18 protein-coding genes and 3 tRNA genes are annotated in these 16886 nt (G+C 62.2%); 12 read left to right on the top strand and 9 right to left on the bottom strand.

The genetic code is table 11. The annotated features are described in order from the left end of the window. The first annotated feature begins 146 nt into the window (after positions 1-146). Entirely contained in the window at positions 147-1295 is a 1149-nt protein-coding gene (locus BM438_RS24340) for a porin (protein ID WP_093639056.1), read from the top strand. Positions 1296-1346: 51 nt separating this feature from the next. Here BM438_RS24340 and greB read toward each other — a convergent pair whose 3' ends face one another. Next, positions 1347-1925 (bottom strand): transcription elongation factor GreB, encoded by a 579-nt coding sequence (gene greB, locus BM438_RS24335; RefSeq protein ID WP_093639053.1) that lies wholly within the window; start codon positions 1923-1925, stop codon positions 1347-1349. Positions 1926-2045: 120 nt separating this feature from the next. Between greB and BM438_RS24330 the strand changes: the two genes are divergently transcribed. Together BM438_RS24330 and BM438_RS24325 are read left to right on the top strand one after the other, a co-directional pair. Beyond that, positions 2046-2122 (top strand) — tRNA-Arg (locus tag BM438_RS24330). 89 nt (positions 2123-2211) lie between these two features. Further along, positions 2212-2288, top strand: a tRNA-Arg gene (locus BM438_RS24325). Between the two features lie 106 nt (positions 2289-2394). Here BM438_RS24325 and BM438_RS24320 read toward each other — a convergent pair. The 5 genes from BM438_RS24320 to BM438_RS24300 form a co-directional block, all read right to left on the bottom strand. Beyond that, positions 2395-2883 (bottom strand): phage protein NinX family protein, encoded by a 489-nt coding sequence (locus BM438_RS24320; protein WP_093639050.1) that lies wholly within the window; start codon positions 2881-2883, stop codon positions 2395-2397. A gap of 134 nt (positions 2884-3017) precedes the next feature. Continuing rightward, on the bottom strand, positions 3018-5372 hold the full coding sequence (locus BM438_RS24315) for a RelA/SpoT family protein (protein WP_054037314.1): 2355 nt from the start codon (positions 5370-5372) through the stop codon (positions 3018-3020). A 91-nt stretch (positions 5373-5463) separates the two neighbouring features. Next, complete coding sequence (gene rpoZ, locus BM438_RS24310; protein ID WP_006025620.1) at positions 5464-5667, bottom strand: DNA-directed RNA polymerase subunit omega; 204 nt, start codon at positions 5665-5667, stop codon at positions 5464-5466. 60 nt (positions 5668-5727) lie between these two features. After that, positions 5728-6408, bottom strand: coding sequence for a guanylate kinase (gene gmk, locus BM438_RS24305; RefSeq protein ID WP_093639047.1), 681 nt, complete (start codon positions 6406-6408; stop codon positions 5728-5730). Positions 6409-6426: 18 nt separating this feature from the next. Further along, the gene (locus BM438_RS24300; protein ID WP_093639044.1) at positions 6427-7350 is read right to left on the bottom strand and encodes a YicC/YloC family endoribonuclease; all 924 of its coding nucleotides are present in this window, start codon (positions 7348-7350) and stop codon (positions 6427-6429) included. Positions 7351-7606: 256 nt separating this feature from the next. Between BM438_RS24300 and rph the strand changes: the two genes are divergently transcribed. The 6 genes from rph to BM438_RS24275 all read left to right on the top strand — a co-directional run bounded on the left by rph (position 7607) and on the right by BM438_RS24275 (position 11339). Beyond that, complete coding sequence (rph, locus tag BM438_RS24295; protein ID WP_054037414.1) at positions 7607-8347, top strand: ribonuclease PH; 741 nt, start codon at positions 7607-7609, stop codon at positions 8345-8347. Beyond that, positions 8340-8987: an RdgB/HAM1 family non-canonical purine NTP pyrophosphatase gene (gene rdgB, locus BM438_RS24290; protein WP_093639041.1), complete on the top strand. Its 648-nt coding sequence runs from the start codon at positions 8340-8342 to the stop codon at positions 8985-8987. The genes rph and rdgB overlap by 8 nt, the downstream gene beginning before the upstream one ends. Further along, complete coding sequence (hemW, locus tag BM438_RS24285) at positions 8984-10213, top strand: radical SAM family heme chaperone HemW (RefSeq protein ID WP_093639038.1); 1230 nt, start codon at positions 8984-8986, stop codon at positions 10211-10213. The genes rdgB and hemW overlap by 4 nt, the downstream gene beginning before the upstream one ends. Before the next feature lie 55 nt (positions 10214-10268). Beyond that, a tRNA-Ser gene (locus BM438_RS24280) sits at positions 10269-10358 on the top strand. 204 nt (positions 10359-10562) lie between these two features. Continuing rightward, on the top strand, positions 10563-10736 hold the full coding sequence (locus tag BM438_RS45595; protein ID WP_167378452.1) for a hypothetical protein: 174 nt from the start codon (positions 10563-10565) through the stop codon (positions 10734-10736). A gap of 144 nt (positions 10737-10880) precedes the next feature. Next, positions 10881-11339 carry a hypothetical protein gene (locus BM438_RS24275; RefSeq protein WP_093639035.1) on the top strand — a complete coding sequence of 153 codons (459 nt, stop codon included), beginning with the start codon at positions 10881-10883 and terminating at the stop codon, positions 11337-11339. 38 nt (positions 11340-11377) lie between these two features. Here BM438_RS24275 and BM438_RS24270 read toward each other — a convergent pair whose 3' ends face one another. The 3 genes from BM438_RS24270 to BM438_RS24260 all read right to left on the bottom strand — a co-directional run bounded on the left by BM438_RS24270 (position 11378) and on the right by BM438_RS24260 (position 13509). Then, entirely contained in the window at positions 11378-11782 is a 405-nt protein-coding gene (locus tag BM438_RS24270) for a RidA family protein (protein ID WP_093639032.1), read from the bottom strand. 87 nt (positions 11783-11869) lie between these two features. Beyond that, positions 11870-12100 (bottom strand): hypothetical protein, encoded by a 231-nt coding sequence (locus BM438_RS24265; RefSeq protein WP_093639029.1) that lies wholly within the window; start codon positions 12098-12100, stop codon positions 11870-11872. Between the two features lie 188 nt (positions 12101-12288). Beyond that, positions 12289-13509: a Bcr/CflA family multidrug efflux MFS transporter gene (locus tag BM438_RS24260; RefSeq protein ID WP_054037418.1), complete on the bottom strand. Its 1221-nt coding sequence runs from the start codon at positions 13507-13509 to the stop codon at positions 12289-12291. A gap of 249 nt (positions 13510-13758) precedes the next feature. Between BM438_RS24260 and BM438_RS24255 the strand changes: the two genes are divergently transcribed. The 3 genes from BM438_RS24255 to ribD all read left to right on the top strand — a co-directional run bounded on the left by BM438_RS24255 (position 13759) and on the right by ribD (position 16871). Further along, positions 13759-14256: a hypothetical protein gene (locus BM438_RS24255; RefSeq protein WP_093639026.1), complete on the top strand. Its 498-nt coding sequence runs from the start codon at positions 13759-13761 to the stop codon at positions 14254-14256. A 91-nt stretch (positions 14257-14347) separates the two neighbouring features. After that, entirely contained in the window at positions 14348-15631 is a 1284-nt protein-coding gene (hemL, locus tag BM438_RS24250) for a glutamate-1-semialdehyde 2,1-aminomutase (RefSeq protein ID WP_093639023.1), read from the top strand. A gap of 70 nt (positions 15632-15701) precedes the next feature. Next, positions 15702-16871 (top strand): bifunctional diaminohydroxyphosphoribosylaminopyrimidine deaminase/5-amino-6-(5-phosphoribosylamino)uracil reductase RibD, encoded by a 1170-nt coding sequence (ribD, locus tag BM438_RS24245; RefSeq protein ID WP_093639020.1) that lies wholly within the window; start codon positions 15702-15704, stop codon positions 16869-16871. Positions 16872-16886 lie beyond the last annotated feature (15 nt).

Here is a 16886-nt window from a genome sequence, read left to right as displayed (position 1 = left end):
AGCGTCTCTCTACACTCTGCGTAACCGGAAACCGGCGCGCGTGCTGTACAGCGCGCTTCTCATGCGGATTTCGCCTCTCGCAGCGCCCGCGTGATGGTCTCCTTAAGCCTGGGTTCAACGCCCACTCTAGCTCTCGGAGTTACAAGATGAAAAAGACTCTCATGGTCGCGGCCCTCACGGGCGTTTTTGCAACGGCAGCGCATGCCCAGAGCAGCGTCACGCTGTATGGCTTGATCGACGCCGGCATCACCTATACCAATAACCAGCACGGCCACAGCAACTGGCAAGAAACGAGCGGCTCGGTGAACGGCAGCCGTTGGGGCCTGCGTGGTTCTGAAGACCTCGGTGGCGGTCTCAAGGCCATCTTCACGTTGGAAAACGGCTTCGGCATCAATGACGGCACGCTGAAACAAGGTGGCCGCGAATTTGGTCGTCAAGCGTTCGTCGGTCTGACGAGCGACCAGTTCGGCGCCGTGACCCTCGGCCGTCAATACGACAGCATGGTCGACTACGTGGGCCCGCTGGCACTGACCGGCACGCAATACGGCGGCACGCAGTTCGCGCATCCGTTCGATAACGACAACCTGAACAACTCGTTCCGCGTCAACAACTCGGTCAAGTACCAGAGCGTGAACTACGGCGGCTTCAAGTTCGGCGGCATGTACGGTTTCTCGAACCAGGCTGACGGCTTCGCCAACAACCGTGCTTACAGCGCGGGCGCATCGTATAACTGGGGCGGCCTGAACCTCGCTGCTGCTTACCTGCAACTGAACAGCAACGGCGCAACTGGCGCAGCTGCAGCGTTCAATTCGGGCGGCGCAGTGTCGAGCGACAACACGTTCTTTGCTGCTCGCCAGCAAACGTGGGGCGCAGGTGCTAACTATGCATTCGGCCCGGCTACCGTCGGCCTCGTGTACTCGCAAACGAATCTGTCGGGTCTGGCTGGCATCGGTGCAGGCGCATCGGGTCAATCGGCCGGTATCGGCGGCTTCGGCGGCAGCAGCGCTCACTTCCAGAACTTCGAAGCTAACGCTCGCTACGCGCTGACGCCGGCAGTAAGCATCGCCGGTTCGTACACGTACACGCGTGCAAGCCTGGCCGGCACGCGTCCGCACTGGAACCAGTTCAACCTGCAAACCGCGTACGCGCTGTCCAAGCGTACGGACGTGTACCTGCAAGGCGAATACCAGCAAGTCAACGAAAACGCCGTCGTCGATGCAGACATCAACGGTCTGGGCGCTTCGGGCAACAACAAGCAAGTCGCTGTAACCGCAGGTCTGCGTCACCGCTTCTAAAGCAGTTGGCAACACCTGCAGTATCGAAGGCGCCGTTCGCGGCGCCTTTTTTTATGCTGCACCGCCGCCGGTATCGGGCGGGGGATATTTGACGTCCAGGATGTCGATCGGCTGCGGGCCGGCCGGCGTGTATAACGTCACCGTATCGCCGATTTTGGCCTTGAGCAGTGCCCGCGCGATCGGCGAGATCCAGCTGACGTGGCCGACATCCAGGTCGACTTCATCGACGCCGACAATCGTCAGCGTATGCACCTCGCCATCTTCCGTCGCGTATTCCACGGTCGCGCCGAAGAAAACCTGATCGACGTTTTCCTGTTTGCTGCTGTCGACTATTTCAGCGATGTCGAGGCGCTTGGTCAGAAAGCGAATCCGCCGATCGATTTCTCGCAAACGGCGTTTGCCATAGATGTAGTCGCCGTTTTCCGAGCGGTCACCGTTCGAGGCCGCCCACGACACCAGTCTGACCACCTCCGGCCGCTCGACATCGATCAGATGCAGCAATTCATCGCGCATCCGCCGGTAGCCGGCGGGCGTGATGTAGTTTTTTGTACCCGGGGGGATTTCGGGCTGGGCGACGTCGAGATCGTCGTCATTCTCTTCACTCGACTCTTTGACAAAGGCCTTATTCATGATGGTCCGTTAACTGCAGCAAGCGACTGCCTATCAAGGGTACACGATCAGGGCAATGAGACAAATCGCAGTTACATGCTTCCTTTTTTGAAAACCTTTGCTATAATCTCGTTTCTGCGTGCGGCTGTAGCTCAGTTGGATAGAGTACTTGGCTACGAACCAAGGGGTCGTGGGTTCGAATCCTGCCAGCCGCACCACTTATTCGAGGGCCTCCCTCCGGGGAGGCCCTTACGTTTTACCGAGCCTCATTGCAGTATCATCATATTTAGCGTCACCCGTTTCGCGTGCGGCTGTAGCTCAGTTGGATAGAGTACTTGGCTACGAACCAAGGGGTCGTGGGTTCGAATCCTGCCAGCCGCACCACCTATGAAGGGCCTTCCGATCGGAAGGCCCTTTGTTTTTGCGTGACCGGTTCTGCTTTAACCGGTCCACCCGGCCAGCCCCTCAAGCCTTGGCGGCGTCACCGCAGCTACCGCGGTATCGACTGAATATCACCGATCTGCCCATCGGGACTCGGCACATCCGCGAACGGCCTTTCCGCCGATTCCTCGCCGATCAGCGCCGCGCGCTCGCCAGCCACAGCCTGCGCCTGCCACAACACCTCGCCCACACTTGCGCCGAAACGGCTTTCAACAAACGCCCGCAGCAGCGCGATCCGCAACGAGTCTCCCCGCCCTTCCACGGTTCGATGGCCGCCTTCGAACTCCGCGATGCAATGTGCCGCGCCATGATCGGTCCGCTCACGCACCTCCAGCCGCTGCGCGCGCTCCAATACCGCCGCGGCCGCTTCCCACGACGCGGAAGGCGTAAAACGGCCATCCCACGGGCGGCCGCGGTCATTGCCGCGGATCGAGACGGTTTCGCCGCTATCGGTAAAGTAGATTTCGCGCACGAAGTCATGCAGGCTGCGGGCCACCCAATAATCGAGCGCCACGCCGGTGAGGTCAGCTACGTTCATAAGCGTTCTCCCTGAAGTTCCGGTGAGACTCGCTGGCTGGCAGGTGCGTTCAGATTCGAACAAAGGCCGCCTGAAGCCGCCCGAGGCAAGCAGACGTCAATGTGTAGTCGAGCAGACCCAGCCCAGCCGTCAGATCAGTAGTCCGCGCGCTCGCGGTCAATCCGCATCCCGCCGTCGTGGCGGTGATGCCCTTCCTCGCTCGGCCGTTCGCGCGCAATACGCATCACGTCCGGATTCGTACGCACGCGGCGCATGACGTTGGCGAGATGGACGCGATCGCTGACCTGGATCACAAAGCGCAGCACCGTGGATTCCTGCGACAGGTCCTCGTCCATCGCGATGTGGACGATGTTCGCATCCGCCGATGTGATGTCGGCCGCCACGCGGGCGAATACGCCCTTGGTGTTCTTGACCAGCACCTTCACCGCGACGTCGAACAGACGCCCCGGCTGCGGCGCCCATGCCACGTCGATCCAGCGGCCCGGATCGCGGCGGTGGATACGCTGCGCAACGCGGCAGTCCGTGGTGTGGATCGCCATGCCGAGGCCGATGCCGATGTAGCCCATGATGTCGTCGCCCGGAATCGGACGGCAGCACGCGGACAGTTGCACCGACATGCCTTCTGTACCAGTGATAACGACCGGCGGCGCATGCGATGCTGTGCCGTCGCGCGAACCGTCGTCGTCGGCATCGCGGCCGCTCATCAGCACTTCGATGCGCTTGGCCATGACTGCGGCGACACGGCGGCCGAGGCCGATATCCGCGAAGATTTCCTGACGGTTCTTGTTGCCCGTCCACTGCACCAGCTTTTCCCACGCTTCCGGCGTGACGTCCGACAGCGCCAGCCCGTAGCCCTTCAGCGCCTGGTCGACGAGACGCTCGCCGAGCTGCACGGACTCGTTCAGACGCATGGTCTTCAGGTAGTGGCGGATCGCCGAACGCGCCTTGCCGGTACGCACGAATCCAAGCCAGGCCGGATTCGGCTTCGAATACGGCGCCGTAATGACTTCGACGATATCGCCGCTCTTCAGCTCGGTACGCAGCGGCAGGAGTTCATTGTTGATCTTCACTGCGACGCACTGGTTGCCCAGATCGCTGTGGATCGAATACGCGAAGTCGAGTGCAGTGGCCCCGCGCGGCAGCGCCATGATCTTCGACTTCGGCGTGAACACGTAGACCGCATCCGGGAACAGATCGATCTTGACGTGCTCGAGGAATTCACTCGAATCGCCCGCTTCGCTCTGAATGTCCAGCAACGACTTCAGCCACTGGTGCGCGCGCTTTTGCACATCGTTCAGATCCGCGCCGCCATTCTTGTACAGCCAGTGCGCGGCGACGCCCGCTTCGGCGATCTCGTGCATCTTGCGCGTGCGCACCTGGAACTCGATCGGCGCGCCGAACGGGCCAACCAGTGTGGTGTGCAGCGACTGATAGCCGTTCACCTTCGGGATCGCGATGTAATCCTTGAACTTGCCCGGCACCGGCTTGTAGAGCGCATGCAGCGCGCCGATGCAGGTGTAGCACTCGAGCGCGCTTTCGACCACCACGCGGAAGCCGTACACGTCGAGCACCTGCGAGAACGACAACTGCTTGTCGCGCATCTTCTTATAGATACTGAAGATGGTTTTCTCGCGGCCAGTGACTTCGGCGTCGAGCTTCGCGTCGGCAATCGCGCGCTGCACCGACTCCAGAATCTTGCCGACCACTTCACGCCGGTTGCCGCGCGCGGCCTTGACGGCTTTTTCGAGCGTGGCGTAGCGATGCGGGTTGAAGTTCGCGAAGCTCAGGTCCTGCAGCTCGCGATAGGTATTGTTCAGGCCAAGCCGGTGGGCGATCGGTGCGTAGATGTCCAGCGTTTCGCGCGCCACGCGGCGGCGCTTTTCGTGCGGCACCGCACCCAGCGTGCGCATGTTATGCAGCCGGTCAGCGAGCTTGACGAGAATCACGCGGACGTCGCGCGCCATCGCGAGCAGCATCTTGCGGAAGTTTTCCGCTTGCGCCTCTTCGCGATTGCGAAACTCCATCTTGTCCAGCTTCGACAACCCGTCCACCAGTTCCGCGACCTTCGCGCCGAATCGCTCGGCGAGTTCGGCCTTGGTCACGCCCTGGTCTTCCATCACGTCATGCAGCAGCGCCGCCATGATCGACTGGGCGTCGAGATTCCAGCCGGCGCAGATTTCCGCGACGGCGACAGGATGCGTGATGTAGGGCTCGCCGCTCTGGCGATACTGGCCAAGGTGGGCTTCGTCGCTGAAATGGAACGCCGCCTTGATGTCCTTGATTTCTTCCGGCTGCAGGTAACCGGACAGAACACCTGTCAGCTTGGCGATCGAAACGACGTCATGCCGGCGCGGTTGCTCCGGCGTGGCGGTCGGCCCGAACAGATGGCGAAACGACTGTTCGAGGACCGCGTCGATGTACTTCCGTGCAGACGAGGGCGAATCGGCGTCGTGTTCCACTTCCGTGGCGGTGGGCGGGGTAGCACTCAATTTCGCCTCCGTAGCGGTTAGGGTTGGACGCCGGTCTGTACGTTGATGCAATTACATGGCAATGGGGCAATCGAAAACGGAAGGGTGCGCCTTAAACAGGCACCTTCTTCAACATTTCGACGCCAACCTGGCCAGCTGCGATTTCGCGCAATGCGACGACCGTGGGCTTGTCGCGGCTTTCGATCTTCGGCGTGTGACCTTGTGCGAGCTGACGCGCGCGATAGGTCGCGGCAAGCGCGAGTTCGAAACGGTTCGGAATCTGTTTGAGGCAGTCTTCGACGGTAATGCGGGCCATGTTGGGTTCCTTCTCAGTATGTTGCTTATTCTACCTTATGTGCTCGACATGCCGCCGCGTTCACGCGTGTGGCAGGTGAATGCCAAGCTGCACGAAAAGCTGCGTGTGACGGGCGTATTGCGAGGCGAAGCGCGAACGCGTCGCCGCCACGAGGCAGCGCAGTTCGCCGAGCGCGCGTTCGAAGTTGTCGTTGATCACGACGTACTCCGCTTCGGCCGCGTGCGCCATCTCGCTGCCGGCTGCGAGCAGACGGCGCGTGATCACGTTCGGTTCGTCCTGGCCGCGCTTTTTCAAACGCTCTTCGAGTGCGTCCAGGGACGGCGGCAAGATGAAGATTTCAACAGCGTTGTGAAACTGTTTCTTCACCTGCTGCGCGCCTTGCCAGTCGATTTCGAGCAGCACGTCATGGCCGCTTTTCATCTGTTCTTCGATCCACACGCGCGAAGTGGCGTAGTAGTTGCCGTGCACTTCCGCGCTTTCCAGAAACTCGCCAGCAGCGTGACGGGTCAGGAAATCGTCGACCGTCGTGAAGTGATAGTGCTCGCCGTCCTGCTCCTTCGGGCGCGGCGGGCGCGTCGTGTACGAAATCGACAGACGGATCGCGTCGTCGCCGGCGAGCAGCGCGTTCACGAGCGTCGACTTGCCCGCGCCCGAAGGCGCGACCACCATGAACAGGTTGCCGGGATAAGCACCGGCGTAAGGGTTGCGCGGTGCGCTGGTTTCGCGTGTGTGGTCGGTCATGTTCTCGGGGCTCCTGCCTTACTCCAGATTCTGTACTTGCTCGCGCATCTGTTCGATGAGCAGCTTCAGGGTCATCGACGAATCGGCCAGTTCCTTCGCCGCCGCCTTCGAGCCGAGCGTGTTCGCTTCGCGATTCAGTTCCTGCATCATGAAGTCGAGCCGCTTGCCGACCTTGCCGCCCTTCTCGATCACGTGACGCGTTTCGTTCAGGTGAGCCGTGAGGCGCGACAGTTCTTCGGCGATGTCGATGCGAATGCCGTACATCGTGACTTCCTGGCGAATCCGTTCGTTGATTTCTTCGCGCGAGACGCTCGTTGCCGTCGTGTCCGGCGCGGCGATACCCAGCGCTTCCTGCAGACGTTCGACGATCTTCTGCTGATGCTTGGCGATCAGTTCCGGCACGAGCGGCGTGATCTTCGTGACGATCGTTTCCATCTCGGTGACGTTGGCGAGCAGCACCGTCGCCAGTTGCGCGCCTTCGCGGGCACGCACGTCGATCAGATCGGTAATCGCCTGCTTGCCGCATGCGAGCACCGCATCGCGCAGCACGTCCGGCGCTACGCCGGTTTCGGCCAGCACGCCCGGCCAGCGCAGAATCTCTCCGGTGCGCAGGCGCCCTGCTTCCGGGAACGTCGACAACACCGTGCGCTCGAGCAGCGCGAGTTGCGTCAGCGCCTCGCGATTCACCGAGCCCGCGTTAGCCGATTGTTCGCTGCGTTGCAGGTTGATACGGATGTCGACCTTGCCGCGCGAAAGCTTGTTCATCAGCATTTCGCGCAACGTCGGTTCGCAGACGCGCACGTCTTCCGGCATTCGGAAGTTCAGATCGAGAAAGCGCGAGTTCACCGTGCGCAATTCGACCGATACGCTCACGCCGCCTGTGCCTGAGGCCGGGACGAGTTCGCGCGTGGCGCTCGCATAGCCAGTCATGCTGTAGATCATCGTATTTCTCGCGATTGTGGCCATGCGTTCGACGATGGCCGGAGAGTCGAATCGCCCGGCGTGTACGAGACGCGGGGCGGAGAATCCGCATTATCCCATTTTTACCGACAAGGCCGCTTCATACGCGCGAAGTACTACCCCGCGCAAAGCCCCGGCACATGCGGGCGGCCGTCCGATCGACAGGCCGCGCCGCGCCCGACGCGATCGGCGGTAAAATCGCGGTTTCCCCCTGCTCTTCTTCCAGACCAATCCCAACATGACCGACAACACCCAACGCCCCAGCGGCCGCCAGGCCAATCAGCTGCGCGACGTGCGCATCACGCGCCACTACACGAAGCATGCGGAGGGCTCGGTGCTGGTCGAGTTCGGCGACACCAAGGTGATCTGCACGGCGAGCATTGCCGAGAGCGTGCCGTCGTTCCTGCGCGACCGCGGCCAGGGCTGGCTGACCGCCGAATACGGCATGCTGCCGCGCGCCACGCATACCCGCAGCGACCGCGAAGCCGCGCGCGGCAAGCAAACCGGCCGCACCCAGGAAATCCAGCGCCTGATCGGCCGCGCGCTGCGCTCGGTGTTCGATCTCGAGAAGCTCGGCGCGCGCACGCTGCATATCGATTGCGACGTGATCCAGGCCGACGGCGGCACGCGCACGGCCAGCATCACGGGCGCATTCGTGGCGGCGCATGATGCCGTGGCCAAATTGCTGGCTACGGGCCGCATCGAAAGCTCGCCGATTACCGATTACGTCGCGGCGATTTCGGTCGGCGTGTACGACGGTCTGCCGGTGCTGGATCTCGACTACGACGAAGATTCGCAATGCGACACCGACATGAATGTGGTGATGACGGGCGCGGGCGGCTTCGTCGAGATTCAGGGCACGGCCGAAGGCGTGCCTTTCTCGCGCGATGAAATGAATTCGCTGCTCGATCTGGCGAGCGACGGCATCAACACGCTGATCGCGAAGCAGAAAGCAGCGCTGGAGCAAAAGAGTGAGTGAAGTTCGTCAAGGCAACGGCGCAGTTGCGTCTGACTCGCCGTTGAAGAAAGTCGTGCTGGCGTCGAACAACGCGGGCAAGCTGCGCGAGTTCGCGGCGCTGCTCGGCGCGGCCGGCATTGACCTGATTCCGCAAGGCGAGTTGAACGTGCCGGAAGCGGAAGAACCGTATCCGACGTTCGTCGAAAACGCGCTGACCAAGGCGCGTCACGCGGCAAAGCTCACCGGCCTGCCCGCCCTCGCCGACGATTCCGGTTTGTGCGTACGCGCGCTGCGCGGCGCGCCTGGCGTTTATTCGGCGCGCTACGCTCAACTCGCCGGCGGTGAAAAGAGCGATGCGGCAAACAACGCGCAGCTCGTTTCAGCCTTGCAAGGTGAAACCGATCGTCGCGCGTATTACTACTGCGTGCTGGCGCTCGTGCGTCATGCGGACGATCCCGAACCGCTGATCGCCGAAGGCCGCTGGCATGGCGAAATGCTGGATGCGCCGCGCGGCGCGCATGGCTTCGGCTATGACCCGTACTTCTTCCTGCCGTCGCTGAATGCGAGCGCCGCGGAACTTGAACCGGCGGTAAAGAACGCCAGCAGCCATCGCGCGATTGCCTTGCGCCATCTGCTCGCGCGTTTGACGGAGGAAGCGTGATTCCGATCAAACCGGCGCCTGCCGATATCGGCAACGGCGTCATCAAGGCCTTCACGTCGCCGGGCGCCATTCGCCTGACGTCGTTGCCGCCCTTGGCGTTGTATGTGCACTTCCCCTGGTGCGTGCGCAAATGCCCGTACTGCGATTTCAACTCGCACGAATGGAAAGGCGACACGTTTCCGGAGACCGAGTATCTCGACGCGCTGCGCGCCGATCTCGAGATGGCGTTGCCGCTCGTGTGGGGGCGCCAGGTGCATACCGTGTTCATCGGCGGCGGCACGCCCAGCTTGCTGTCGGCGGCGGGGCTCGACCGCATGCTGTCCGACATCCGCGCATTGCTGCCGCTCGACGCCGACGCGGAAATCACGCTCGAAGCCAACCCTGGCACTTTCGAAGCCGCCAAGTTCGCGCAGTTTCGGGCGAGCGGCGTGAATCGTCTGTCGGTGGGTATCCAGAGTTTCAATGAAGCGCATCTGAAGGCGCTCGGCCGGATTCACGACGCGACGCAGGCGCGCCACGCGGTGGAAGTGGCCGCAAACACCTTCGACAATTTCAACCTCGATCTGATGTTCGCGCTGCCGCAGCAGACGCTTGCAGAGTGTCAGGCCGATGTGGAGACGGCCTTGTCGTTCGCGCCGCCGCATTTGTCGCTGTATCACCTGACGCTGGAACCGAACACGCTGTTTGCGAAATTCCCGCCTGCGCTCCCCGACGACGATGCGTCCGCCGACATGCAAGACTGGATTCACGAACGCACGACGGCCGCCGGCTACGAACGCTACGAAGTGTCCGCGTATGCGCAGCCGCATCGGCAGAGCAAGCACAATCTGAATTACTGGCGCTTCGGCGACTATCTCGGCATCGGCGCGGGTGCGCATACCAAACTGTCGTTTCCGAACCGCGTGCTGCGTCAGGTGCGCTATAAGCACCCCACTACCTTCATCGAGCGAGCGTTGGCCGACACGGCAGTGCAGGAAGAGAACGAGGTCGGGCCGCGCGATCTGCCGTTCGAGTTCATGCTGAACGCGCTGCGGCTGGTGGAAGGATTTCCGGTGCATCGCTTTATTGAGCGCACAGGGCTCTCGATGACCTCCATCGAACCGGCTTTGCAGGAGGCGGAACGGCGCAAGCTGATTACGCGCGACCACGAAAAGATCGCGCCGACGCCGCTTGGCCAGGCCTTCCTGAACGATCTGCAGGCGCTGTTTCTGAAAGATCCGCAGTGATTGCAGCCCCGCCAAGCGCCGCAACGAGGATTTTTCAGGTTACAATTTAGGGCTTGGAGGTGTGGCCGAGCGGTTTAAGGCACCGGTCTTGAAAACCGGCGAAGGAGTGATCCTTCCGTGAGTTCGAATCTCACCGCCTCCGCCAGACAATCAATGAATACGGGCCGATCGGCCCGTTTTTCACTTCTGCACATCAAAGCACCCGCCGATCGGCAAATGTCCAATGTGTCGAACGGGTAAGCAACTGTAAATAAAACCCGCTAGCACCGAGGCTGCGTAATTTGCCGTCACAAGCTAGCCCGAACGAACGCGGCGCCCGGCTCCTCCAACTCATGACAAGGGAGGAACCATGCTCAAATTACTGTTAACGATGGGTTTCGCAGTGGGCCTTACCGGGTGTGTCGTTGCACCGCCCTATGGCGGCTACCCGGCATACGGATATGCGCCCGGCTACTACGCCGCCCCGAGCGTCAGCGTGGGTGTTGGAGTCGGCGGTTATTACGGTGGCCGCGGGCGGTGGTAATTTCTGACTGAGCTGATTCCCGGCCAAGTTCGTATCGGTCAATCTCTCGGCACCACCCGCATTAAGGGGAACCCCTCCCTCAACATCTCGCTCCCATGGTCGATATCAAGACTATCTGTGCCTCAGCACGCCAGGGAGTCGCTCATGAAAGTCAGTACTTTAGCCTGTGCACTAATTTGGGTTGCCGCGAGCGCGGGCGCATCGTCCGCGCTCGCCGGCACGCCAACGGCGCTGTCCGACGACGATAGCGCAGCGGTATTCGGCTCGGCCAGGCTGTCGAATCTGCAGGACGTCGGCGGCAGCGCGAACGTCGGCTCATCCGCCGCTACCCTGGGCGCCAATACGCTGAAAGGCGCGAGCGGCAACATCGGCGTGAACGTCTCAGCCGGTGCGCTGAATGCTCAATCCAACCAGATCATCCTCATCACGACACCGCAAGCCTCGGTCACCTCGCAACAGAATGTGCATGCCGTCGCGCAAGTGACGGGCAGCACCTCCGCCAAACTCGGTGCCGGCTCACTAGCGGCGGTAAGCGGCAATGTCGGCGTGAATATCGCGTCCGGTGTGGGCAACGCCCAGTTCAACGGGCTCATCATTCACTGAGTCGCAACGCCTCGCATCGCAACGAATCAGGCAACGACTTAAACCAGCGCGGTCGCCTCGACCTCGACCTTCAATCCGTAATGCAGGTGTGGAACCGGCACGACGGCCCGCGCCGGCCGTGCCTCACCTGCCCAACGCGCGTAGATCTGATTGAAGCTCGCCCAGTGTTCGACATCGGCGATATAGACGCGCACCTGCACCAGTTGCGCAATGCTGCTACCGGCACCTTCGAGCGCAGCCTGAACATTCGCCAACACCTGCTCGGCCTGGACCTCGAACGGGGCGTCAGCAAGCTTCTCACCCTGTGCGTTGATCGGCAACTGTCCGGAGACGAATACAAAACCATTCGCAATCGTGACGTGACTGTAATGGCCACCCGGCTTTGCCAAACCAGCGGGATTGTCCATGTGCGGCAGATGCGGGGCGTGCTGGCTAACAGCCATGAATGCAACTCCAAAGTGGATGGCGCCTTGGTGGCGCGTGACTATGCACGGGACGCTGCATGCCGCTCACCGCCCACGTCAGACGCGTCACACGCTAAGCGCATTCAGCTTCTCACGCGCATCGGCGCAACGGCGATTCAGGTCGCGATGCATCAGCTGACTGTCGAGCAGCGCCGATACATCAGACAAACCGTAATCAAAGCGCAAGACGTATTCGATGTCTGTGTAATCGTGATAGGCGCCGCTGTCTGCCAGCTTCTGCGCTTCAGCGAAGGCAGCATGTTGCCGTTCGCCATTCATCAAATCTCTGATCGCCATGATTGCCGCTCCGAGGAACAGTGACTCCATCATAGCAACGCAAATCAAAACGCACGGTCGCGCGCACGCAACACCTGGTGTTTTCCGTAGACACGTTGTTCGCGCAGGATGAAGAAGCAGGCATGCCGCGCGTTTCGGCAAAGGAACAATGATCCGCGTTCAGCGAAGAATGCCTGCTCGCGATGCCGTCAAACAGCAGCGACAGGTACCTTCATCCCGTGCCATTTGACTACCAGAATCCGCCCGACGTAACACAGCACGCCCGCGACGCCCACGACGATGCCCATACCCTTGGGCGAGCCATCCTGCCAGAGTCCAACGGCGAGGCTCGCCAACGCGCCGAGCGCCAACTGCACCGCGCCGAACACAGCGGCGGCGGCGCCGGCATTCAACGGATACCGATGCATAAGATCGGTCGTGCAGTTAGCGGACAACAAGCCCACCACGCCAACCACGAAGAACAATCCGAAAACGATCGACCACAAACCGCCCCACCCCGTCAGCGAGACGAGACAGACGAACAGCGACGCAATGCAACTCACGGTCGCGGCGAACGAAATGATCGGCAGCGAACCGAGCCGGCCGACGAGACGCGTATTCATCAAGTTGCCGAACATGATGCCGACGATATTCAACGCGAACAGAAAGCCATAGTGCTGCGCCGATACATGGAAATATTCGATGTACACGAACGGCGTCGCCGTGATGTACGCGAACATCGACGCGAACGCCATGCCCCCGCACAGCATGTGCCCCCACGCGACCGGATCGCGCAGCAATTTGCCATAGGCGCCGAACGATTTCAGCAGCGCTGAATGCGCACGCTTTTCGGGCGGCCACGTTTCCGGCACCTTGAGAAATGCAGTCACCGCGCACACCGTACCGAACAGCGTCAGCACGACAAAGACAACACGCCAGCCGCCGAGCAACAGCAACTGCCCGCCGATCAGCGGCGCGAGCAACGGCCCGATCGACGTGACGATGGCGAGCATCGACAGCACACGCGCGGCATCGGTCGGCCCGTGCGCGTCGCGGGCAATCGCGCGCGCCAGCACCGAGGCCGCGCCCGCGCCGAGCGCCTGCACGAAGCGGAATATCACCAGCGATCCGATCGAAAACGACAGCGCACAGGCCACGCTTGCCAGCGCATACATGATGATGCCGCCGAGCAGCACGGGCCGGCGGCCATAGGTATCCGACAACGGACCATAGAGCAGCATGCCGATCGAAAAGCCGAACATGAAGCTGGTAAGCGTGGTTTGCGCGGCGCCGTTGCTGATGGCGAATGCCTGCGAAATAGTCGGCAGGCTCGGCAAATACATATCGATCGAAATCGGCCCGCATGCGGCAAGCGCACCGAGCAACAGAATCAGCCGGCCATCGGGCCGGCTTCGGGTGACGTGAGACATGGGAATCCAGATGAAGCGCCGCGCCTTTATCGGCAGCGACACACGGTGAAACAGGGAAAGCAGCAGCTTGACGACCTCGATTGTACGCGACAGCTAAACCGTCCGAGGCGTCCAGGTTCGAATGATCACGGGCCGTTCATGCTCCGCGACAAGCGCGCCGTCGATCGGTTAAGCTGCCGCCAGAACGCTTCGGGGCGTGACACAAACCTGTCCGCTACGCCTTCCACACTGCCCTGTTCCGACCTTGTCATGACTGCCTTCCTGTTGATCTGGAGCCCCAAGAAATGGCCGTGGCCCGAGTTACCCGACGTGGCGAAACGTGTCGCCGCAGGCGTAGCGGTGGCTGATGTGTGGGGTTGCGGATTTGCCCGCAGCATCCTGCCGGGCGACCGCGTGTTCCTGCACCGTGTCGCGCAGGAACCCAAGGGCATTTTCGGCTCGGGCTACGTAACGCGCGCGCCGTACGAGGTCCCCGACCCGGCGACGAAGCGCGGCTACCGGTTGTGCATCGACTTCGTCTACGACTGGCTGGTCGACGCACACGAGAGTGTCGTGATTCCACGCGAGATGTTGCGTACGCATCCGTTTTCGGTGCAGACATGGGACGCGCAGAGTTCAGGCACCGTGATCAAGCCAATGGCGGAAGGCGCGCTGGAGAAGCGCTGGGCCGAGCTCACGGGCAAGCGCAAGCCGCCAAAGCTCGACACATCCGCAGGCATGGGCGAACCCAAAACCTCTTCACGCTGACTCCGGTACAATTTCTGTACTCATCCCAGCGCTGCGCCAGCCGCTTCCGGGCTATCCGCGCCGCTGCGCAACCCAAATTCCAGCCATCATCATGTCCAATAATCAGACCCTCTTCGAACGCGCGCAGCGCACCATCCCCGGCGGCGTGAACTCGCCGGTCCGCGCCTTCCGTTCGGTAGGCGGCACGCCACGCTTCATCGAACGCGCCGAAGGAGCGTACTTCTGGGACGCGGACGGCCAACGCTATATCGATTACATCGGCTCATGGGGCCCGATGATCCTCGGCCACGTCCATCCCGAAGTGCTGGAAGCCGTTCAGCGCGTGCTGGCTAACGGCTTCTCGTTCGGCGCGCCGACAGAATCCGAAATCGAAATCGCCGAAGAAATCTGCAAACTGGTCCCGTCGATCGAACAGGTTCGCATGGTCTCGAGCGGCACCGAAGCGACCATGAGCGCGCTGCGTCTCGCACGCGGCTTCACGAACCGCAGCCGCATCGTCAAGTTCGAAGGCTGCTATCACGGTCACGCGGATAGCCTGCTGGTCAAAGCCGGCTCGGGCCTGCTCACGTTCGGCAATCCGACTTCGGCGGGCGTGCCGGCCGATATCGCCAAGCACACCACGGTGCTCGAGTACAACAACGTCGCGGAACTCGAAGAAGCGTTCAAGGCGTTCGGCAATGAGATCGCCTCGGTGATCGTCGAGCCGGTGGCAGGCAACATGAACCTCGTGCGCGCCACGCCTGAATTCCTGCAAGCCTTGCGGCGCCTGTGCACCGAGTACGGCTCAGTGCTGATTTTCGACGAAGTGATGTGCGGTTTCCGCGTCGCCCTGGGCGGCGCGCAAGAGGTCTACGGCATCACGCCGGACCTGACGTGTCTGGGCAAGGTGATCGGCGGCGGCATGCCGGCGGCGGCCTTCGGCGGCCGGCGCGACATCATGGCTCACCTCGCGCCGCTCGGCGGCGTCTACCAGGCGGGCACGTTGTCGGGCAATCCGATCGCGGTCGCCGCGGGTCTGAAGACGCTGCAACTGATCCAGGCGCCGGGCTTCTACGACACGCTCGCCGCCCGCACCACGCGTCTTGCGCAAGGTCTCGCCAATGTCGCGCGTGAAGCGAAGGTGCCGTTCGCGGCCGATTCGCTCGGCGGCATGTTCGGCCTGTACTTCACCGAGTCGGTCCCGACCAGCTTTGCAGAAGTCACGAAGAGCGACGTGCCGCGCTTCAATGCGTTCTTCCACAAAATGCTCGACGCGGGCGTGTACTTCGCGCCGTCGGCCTATGAAGCGGGCTTCGTGTCGATCATGCACGACGACGCGATTATCGACGCGACAATCGACGCGGCGCGCGGCGCGTTCGCCTCGCTCGCGGCCTGAAGCCGGTAAGACACGCAACCCCTGACCCCAGGTTCAATACTGCCTAGCCACCGTACCCGACCGGACACCGATGTTTTCGCAAACCGACTTCGTCCATATGGAACGCGCGCTCGCGCTAGCCAAGCGCGGCATGTACACGACCGACCCGAATCCGCGCGTCGGTTGCGTGCTCGTCAAGAACGGCGAGGTGATCGGCGAAGGCTTCACGCAACCGGCCGGTCAGGATCATGCCGAGGTTCGCGCGTTGAAGGACGCGCGCTCGCGCGGCCATGATCTGCGCGGCGCCACGGCCTACGTGACGCTCGAACCATGCAGCCATTTCGGCCGCACACCGCCGTGCGCCAACGCGCTGATCGAGGCGCAGGTCGAGCGCGTGGTCGCGGCGATGGAAGACCCGAATCCGCAAGTCTCCGGGCGTGGCCTCAAAATGCTGCGCGACGCCGGCATTGAAGTACGGTGCGGACTGCTCGCCAACGAAGCGCACGAACTGAACATCGGCTTCGTGTCGCGCATGACGCGCGGCCGCCCATGGGTGCGCATGAAAGTGGCCGCCTCGCTGGATGGCCGCACCGGCTTGCCGTCGGGCGTCAGTCAATGGATTACCGGCGAAGCGGCACGCGCCGACGGTCATGCGTGGCGCGCCCGTGCGTCGGCGATTCTGACGGGCATCGGCACCGTCAGGGAAGACGATCCGCGCATGACCGTGCGTGCCGTCGACACGCCGCGCCAGCCGCAACGCGTGCTGATCGACAGCCAGCTCGACGTGCCGCCTGACGCGCAGATTCTGGCCGGCGCACCCACGCTGATTTTCTGCGGCAATCTCGACGAGCGTCACACCGAGCGAGCCGCCGCACTGCGCGATCGCGGTGCGGAGATCGTGCAACTGGCGAACGCATCCGGCAAGGTCGATTTGCCCGCCATGCTGAAAATACTCGGCGAGCGTAACGTCAACGAACTGCACGTCGAGGCGGGCTACAAGCTCAACGGTTCACTGCTGCGCGAAGGCTGCGTCGACGAACTGCTGGTCTATCTCGCGCCCAGCCTGCTTGGCGTAGACTCGATGAGCATGTTCAATCTGAACGCGCCCGAAACGCTCGACGGCCGCACGCAACTGAACTTCCACGCAGTCGACCGGATCGGCGACGATCTGCGGATTCTTGCTCGCTTCGTGCCCCGCGCCGTGCCGGATCCGGCACCCGAAACCGGCACCGAGCCCGCACCCCAACCAACTTCGAATTGATCAAGGATTAGCACG

Origin of the sequence: Paraburkholderia aspalathi, from assembly GCF_900116445.1 — a bacterium.
Lineage (GTDB): Bacteria > Pseudomonadota > Gammaproteobacteria > Burkholderiales > Burkholderiaceae > Paraburkholderia > Paraburkholderia aspalathi.
This window is presented reverse-complemented; position numbering and strand designations above follow the sequence as displayed.